Source organism: Gardnerella phocaeensis (assembly GCF_048545075.1).
Lineage (GTDB): Bacteria > Actinomycetota > Actinomycetes > Actinomycetales > Bifidobacteriaceae > Bifidobacterium > Bifidobacterium vaginale_J.
The window spans coordinates 419,553-425,876 of the sequence record NZ_JBKQXS010000002.1; the positions used below are offsets into that span (position 1 = coordinate 419,553).

The 6,324-nt window shown below is 40.4% G+C and carries 4 protein-coding genes and 1 rRNA gene; 1 reads left to right on the plus strand and 4 read right to left on the minus strand.

The window, feature by feature from the left end:
* Positions 1-8: 8 nt before the first annotated feature.
* The 3 genes from ACJV2T_RS04300 to ACJV2T_RS04310 form a co-directional block, all read right to left on the minus strand.
* Positions 9-1,220 (minus strand): TIGR03773 family transporter-associated surface protein, encoded by a 1,212-nt coding sequence (locus ACJV2T_RS04300; RefSeq protein ID WP_415687927.1) that lies wholly within the window; start codon positions 1,218-1,220, stop codon positions 9-11.
* Between the two features lie 34 nt (positions 1,221-1,254).
* Entirely contained in the window at positions 1,255-3,693 is a 2,439-nt protein-coding gene (locus ACJV2T_RS04305) for a choice-of-anchor M domain-containing protein (protein WP_419399253.1), read from the minus strand.
* Positions 3,694-3,912: 219 nt separating this feature from the next.
* Positions 3,913-4,467: a cysteine hydrolase family protein gene (locus ACJV2T_RS04310; RefSeq protein WP_004118531.1), complete on the minus strand. Its 555-nt coding sequence runs from the start codon at positions 4,465-4,467 to the stop codon at positions 3,913-3,915.
* A gap of 257 nt (positions 4,468-4,724) precedes the next feature.
* Between ACJV2T_RS04310 and ACJV2T_RS04315 the strand changes: the two genes are divergently transcribed.
* Complete coding sequence (locus ACJV2T_RS04315; protein WP_419399254.1) at positions 4,725-5,285, plus strand: hypothetical protein; 561 nt, start codon at positions 4,725-4,727, stop codon at positions 5,283-5,285.
* Between the two features lie 951 nt (positions 5,286-6,236).
* Here the strand turns inward: ACJV2T_RS04315 and rrf are convergent.
* Positions 6,237-6,324, minus strand: a 5S ribosomal RNA gene (gene rrf, locus ACJV2T_RS04320); the annotation flags it as partial.

Here is a 6,324-nt window from a genome sequence, read left to right on the forward strand (position 1 = left end):
TTACACCATTATTTCCACTGAGTACCATCAGATTGCATATCGTCCGATTGAGAATATTGAGAATTATTAATTGGCGACATTACTGTCGTTTCTTGATCACGCACTAAATCCGACAAAGCACTTTCGCCATTTGCATTATTCACATAATTTGCATTATTTGCATACTGTTGATTAGCTTGTGCAGAAACTTGCTTAGCGAGCGCAAGATTTCGTGCTTTCTTGCTTTTAACTACAGCTATTAGCACAAAAATCACAATAATTACGGCAATAATAGCCACAAAAATACCTACGATTTGAAGAACTAAAGCTGTATCGTCACTTTTTTCAGATACTTTGTGAGAGTGCTTATGCTTGTTGTGAAGAAGTTTGTTATGATGGCTAGCTTCATCTTTTCCAGCTTCATCGTTGTCTTCTTCATCTTGATCCTCTTCGTCGCCATCGTCACCCTCGTCGCCACTTGCTCCAGCAGCAGCGCCCGCACCTAAAGCGGCATTAGGATCAGCATTATCTCCAACTGCAAAATTAAGAACACGCGTATCGCTTACAGAACGTCCATTTTTAAGTTTTCCAGAAAAAGTAAGCTTCACATGATAAATTCCAGGCTTAGAAAACACCCAATTCACGTGAGTATGAGCATTGGTTTCAATCCAGCTGTTTTGCGGATAACCTTTAGTACTATCCCAAAGTTGCTGTGGATTATTGTTGCCATTTTCTAAGTAAACGTGCAATTTGCCTGGACCGCTTACTCCTTCAAGCGAAAGGTTCGCACCACGATCGAGCTCGTTAAGCACTCCACCTTCCTGCGTATTCCAACCAAGCCACGGCACATCAGGATTTTGAGTTTGTGGAATAACATACAGCTTCGTTCCAGGCTTTTCGCCAATAAAACTGTAAGCAGCGTCATCAGGCATAGGAATTATTGAATTGCCGCCTAATTTAAATACCACATTTTCTGGGTCTCGCCACACTGGTTCGTCACCAGTATCATCGCGAATCTTCAATTTCCATTTGCCGTCGATTAGCGTCGGTCCAAAATCAGCATGACCTGCTTGAATCATAACTGGCTGGTTGCCTTCATTAGCATAAGCAGTTTCCTGCATTGGATTTGGTGCACACAAAGATGCAACCAAAGTTACTAAAGAAAATATGAGCGCAAGCAACGCAGTAGAATATACATTCTTTCGTTTTGCTCGCAATGTTTCATTTTGTTTGTAATTCATTATTTAAACTTTCTAGTAATAATACGAATACTATTTACAACAATTTCAATTTAGAACGTACCAATGCGCCACATGCGCCAGTTATTGTGCATAAGCCAACGCTCGCGCTTGAAGCTGCGACTGCAACCAATTTATTCGAGGAACTATTACCTTTCGTATCATCTGAATCATCTTCATAAGCTTCATCAGATTCTTCGTCGTATTGCCTTACATCCTGCGAAGCATGGCGTTCATTATTCTTAACAAAATCAGAATTATTGCCGAAATTATTGCCGGAACTATTTCCAGAATTATTATCTGTTCTTACGAAATTACGAAAAGTTTGCCCACTTTTCTTAGAGCTCTTGTTCTTAGTATGAGTTCCACCAGAAGTTCGTCGCGATGAAGTATGCGACGATTTTCCGCTTGAATTTTCTGTTCTCGTAAAAGAGCTAGAACCAGAGCCAGAACCAGAGCCAGAGCCAGAACCAGAGCCAGAACCAGAACCAGAGCCAGAACCAGAGCCAGAGCCAGAACCAGAACCAGAGCTAGAACCACTTTGCGTATTATTCTTAGAATTATTCTTAGAATTATTCTTACGATTAGTGCGGTTAGTATTATTGCGATTATTCTTTGTGCGCTTTAATTTTTTGTTGGATTTCTTAAAGAAATTAGATTCGAATTGGAATCCACTGTTAAAACTAGATCCGAATAGTCCAGAATTTTCAGTGCTACCGAATACACCTTTCAAAAAGTTCTTTCCACCAACAAAATGCTTAGTCTTATTTCTACGCTTATTATGATGCTTATTATTGCTCTTCTTATGACGCTTCTCATGACGCTTTTTCCCATGAGGATTCTCATCATCTTCAGAATCAGAACCGCTTTGATCATCATCGCCATCATTGTTATGAGAGTGAGGAACGCCCTTCATCTCAATAACATAATCGCAAAACTCATCAAATTTGCTATTTCTGTAAAGCTCACCGTTCTTTAAAACTAAGGAAGGACGAATAGTCGCACCTTGCATTGATGCATCAAGTTTTAGCTCCAACTTGCTGCTCACAGCACCCGGAATGCGCTTAAATTCGTTTTCCCCTTCCTTTTTAATCAACCAAACATAGTCTTTAACAATGGAAGTTACAGGATTCGTAGGGTCATCGATTGGATCACCGGTAGTAGCATCGGTTGCAACATGAGGATTAAGCAATACTGCTTTCGCGTGTAAAGTATCCCCTGGTTTAAAACGCTTATAAGGAACAATCGCTTTTACTACAGGATGTCCGTCAGCACCGTGATCTTCAACGGCGATGGTTGCAGACGCAGTATCTTTGCCAACTTGCGTTTCGCCTTCAGTTGCGTGAGCATACACTTTCATCTTGTTCATTGCAGGCTCAGCTGGAAGCTGCAATCTCTCAGCAAAAAGAGTGGTTCCATACGCGTCAGGACCTTCGTCAGCGCGCACATATCTCCACTCAATACGAGCACCCTTTGGTTTGTTAACTACTTTTAAATCTAAACCGCCATAACCTTCGTATGAATGATAATGTGGGTGTTCTCCAGAATCGCGAATATTGCCGATGCGCATATCGCCACCATCGTCTTTATCCGTGTCTTTATGTTCTTTGGAAGCTTCGTGCGCTTCTTCATCATCGTCAGGATTAATAAAATCACCGCGACGGTGCAAATCAAGCGTTTCCGTAATACCAGAAGCAGGCACTTCGCCAGAATATGTGTCTTCTACTTCAAAAGTGTATTCTGCAGGCTCGGTTGTGATCTGCTTTTTAGTGTTCTTATTTGTAATAGTTGCTGCTACTTTTAGCTTGTAAACGCCAGGCTGCGTAAATCCCCAGTTTGCATGCATATGACCAGCAGTATGTTGGTGAATTACGCCAGGGAGCATAAATCGACTGCCATCAGTATCAGGTTCGTCGTCTAAATCATTCTCTTCAAATGATACTTTCTTCGTATTTTTACCAATGCCACCGGTAGTCCAAAGCAGAATGCGCCCGTTCATTGGTCCAGTAACTTGCTGAATTGCAATATCTGCTGTTGCGTCATCTGCGTGAGATGCACCAACTAAAGTTGCAGCATAACTTGTGTCCCAACCCGGGAAGAGAGGATTTCCTTTTTGATTTCCGGAGCTATCAAGATAGTAGTATTCAGTAGCGAGAGAAGGAAGTTGCGATTTTGTAGTGTATGTGCTTTTTGCTACGCGCAAAGTAGTGTTTTCAGGCTTTAAGAAAGTTTCAGCGTCTTTTTCGACGGTCATAATGAATTTACCATTGTATTGAATTGGGTAAAACACGTCTGTATGACCGTGACTTAGCACTTCTTTTTTTGTAGGATCGTATTTTTCACCAGGATTACTATTTTCTAATGCAACTGCTGGTAAAGCTGCACTAAATCCTGATGCAAGCACGGCAAACGCAAGTATTGCAACACTTGCCATTGCAAAAGCACGCTTCACAATATTCCTAATGACCTGAGTCATAATTACTATTTCGCTCTCTACACTTCATCTTCTTATCGTTATATGCGCTCTTCTTTTCGCAAATAATTATTGAAGATTTTAACAACGTCTACTAATAATAATAATGATTCTCATTAATAGCAAGTCGACACTCCGAATAAAAAAGCGCCGGCAGCTTAAAGCAACCAGCGCAATTATTTAATAATTTAATACTTATTTAATATTTTTTAAAAGTAACTTTTAGCCTTCTACAATATCCGCATTAAGGCAAGTCTTAAAGTGGCGCAAAGCCCATTCGTGACCTGCAGGATCAAAGCTTGCAACTGCATCTTTGTGAACCACAATCTTAAAACCAAGATTATACGCATCGACAGCAGTGTGAAGTACGCAAATATCCGTGCAAACTCCCACCAAATGCAGCTCCTCAATATGTCGTTCGCGAAGCTTAATCAGCAAATCCGTGCCATTAAACGAAGAGTAGCGAGTTTTATGAATGTAATACACGTTGCTTTTATCTTTATTCGCCTCATAAAAATCACCAAGCGTGCCATATAACTTCTGACCGTGAGTTCCGGCGATATTGTGAGGTGGGAAAAGCTTAGTTTCAGGATGATACGGATCGTTCAAATGATGCGTATCAATCGCAAAAACCACGAACTCACCAGCGTCAAGAAATTCCTGCGAAATCTCGGTAATACGCTTCTCAAGCTTTTGCGCAGGCTCACCTACAGTCAGAGAGCCATCGCTTGCCACGAAATCATTCGTATAATCAATGTTAATAAGGGCTTTATTCATACCTACTCCTTGTATGAAATTTGCAGAATAATTACTTGATTTTATTTCAATTGATAGCCCAATTATCAACTCAATTGCTGGCCCAATTGCAATCGGGGCAATACCTTAATACTCAAAGAATACTCAAAGCTCACTTGCTTCTGCACCGACTATCATCATTTAATCACTACCATGAGGCAAATTCTAAATCTTGCTGATAAAATATTAAATCAAAAAAACAAATTAACAACTCTAAATAGTCTTATAGGTAGGAAAATATGAAAAAAATAAAAACTCACCAGATTATTAATCTCATTTTTAGCGGAATTGGCTTAATTGGATTATTTCTACCATATTCTTCATCATGCGGAGAATGCAGGAATTTTTTGCTGTCAAATCCGAATGCCTTCCTTGCAGAAGAAATAGGTTTTAAACGTATTGACGCTGTAGATTTATCGATATTAGAAAATCTTAGATTATATTTCTTAATGAAAGACAATTATCATGGGTACAACTTTGATAAAGGTGAAGCAATACTAAATATTGTACTTATAATTACACTGATTGTAGCGATACTTTTTATACTATTGTTTACGCTTTTAAATAAGCCTGTTGCAAATATTATATTTGCACTCATCTTGGCAGCCGCATCACTTCTTATGAATTATGATGCAGAGCTCCGTCATGTACTTCCTTCAGATAATTACACTTGTGGCTTTACATATTACCTTTATACGCCGTTGGCAGTGGCTGTAATAGTTTGCTCAATAGTTGGAATTGTCATAAAAAAGAGAGAAAAGAAAGCTGCAAAACTTTCAAATTTTGCACATGCAAAATAAAAATAAACAAAATTGTAAATTATAAGCAGTTTACAAAATAATAGTAGGGGTCAGTATTTTAGAATATTGACCCCTACTATTATCGCTACATTTGCGCGCCGAGCTTGCTCAGGGTTGAAAGCACGGTGTGCTTTCAACGCAAGCGAGGTCTGCCTTCGTCAAAAAATACGAAGGCAGGGCAGGTTTGTGTGGTAGTTCATTAGGAATTCTGCTGTGACTGGTATGCGCGACGGCCTGTTTGAGCGCATAAAGAATAGCGCGTTATTTCTTTTACAACGCTGTAAAGAAAAAATCGTTTTTGAGTTTTATGGAACATTCACGGGAGTTTTTCTCCGGCGTTTGCGAGGCGACGCTCGCACTATACGTGCTCGCTACGAAACTCGCGTTGGAAGTCCACTGGACTTCCAACCTGAGCGAGTTTCCGCTCCGAGTTGCCTTCGCGCGCTACGCTTTAAGCGCTTCGGCAGGTCGTCGCGCTGCGCGCGTTTGTAAAGTTTTGGTCGGAATCTAGCTGTGAAGCGGCATAAACTTTACACCGTTGCACAGTTTCGGTCGTTTTCCGTTACTGGCGCAGATAGCGTACTGCGCGAGTAACGTATAACCCCGCTTATTCGTTATTAACGTAGATTACATACTGCGCGAGTAACATATGACCGTTACTTTCTCAGATACTTAACTGAATTATTAACAGTGTTTGGGTGATTACCGTTACTTTCTCAGATACTCGGCTGAATTTGTAACAGTATTTGAGTAATGACCGTTACTTTCTTTGGATACTCGACTGAATTTGTAACAGTGTTTAAAATGTGGCTTATACACGCAGAATATTCATCAGCTTAACTTTACACACTTTTCGGCCTATAACCCCAAAAAACAGTAGTGGGGAATAAATAATAATAGTGTGGGAATAATAAAAAGCGGGGAGTTAAAAACTCCCCGCTAGAAAGATTAATGCGGCAGCGTGCTAGTCTCCCACACCCTATCGAGTGCAGTACCCTCGCCGTGTCAGGCCTTAGCTTCCGGGTTCGGAATGGGACCG

What these genes read in the sequence shown, in the direction of transcription:
- ACJV2T_RS04300 (WP_415687927.1), bottom strand. Translation starts at nt 1,220, where the DNA reads ATGAATTACAAACAAAATGAAACATTGCGAGCAAAACGAAAGAATGTA.
- ACJV2T_RS04305 (WP_419399253.1), bottom strand. Translation starts at nt 3,693, where the DNA reads ATGACTCAGGTCATTAGGAATATTGTGAAGCGTGCTTTTGCAATGGCA.
- ACJV2T_RS04310 (WP_004118531.1), bottom strand. Translation starts at nt 4,467, where the DNA reads ATGAATAAAGCCCTTATTAACATTGATTATACGAATGATTTCGTGGCA.
- ACJV2T_RS04315 (WP_419399254.1), top strand. Translation starts at nt 4,725, where the DNA reads ATGAAAAAAATAAAAACTCACCAGATTATTAATCTCATTTTTAGCGGA.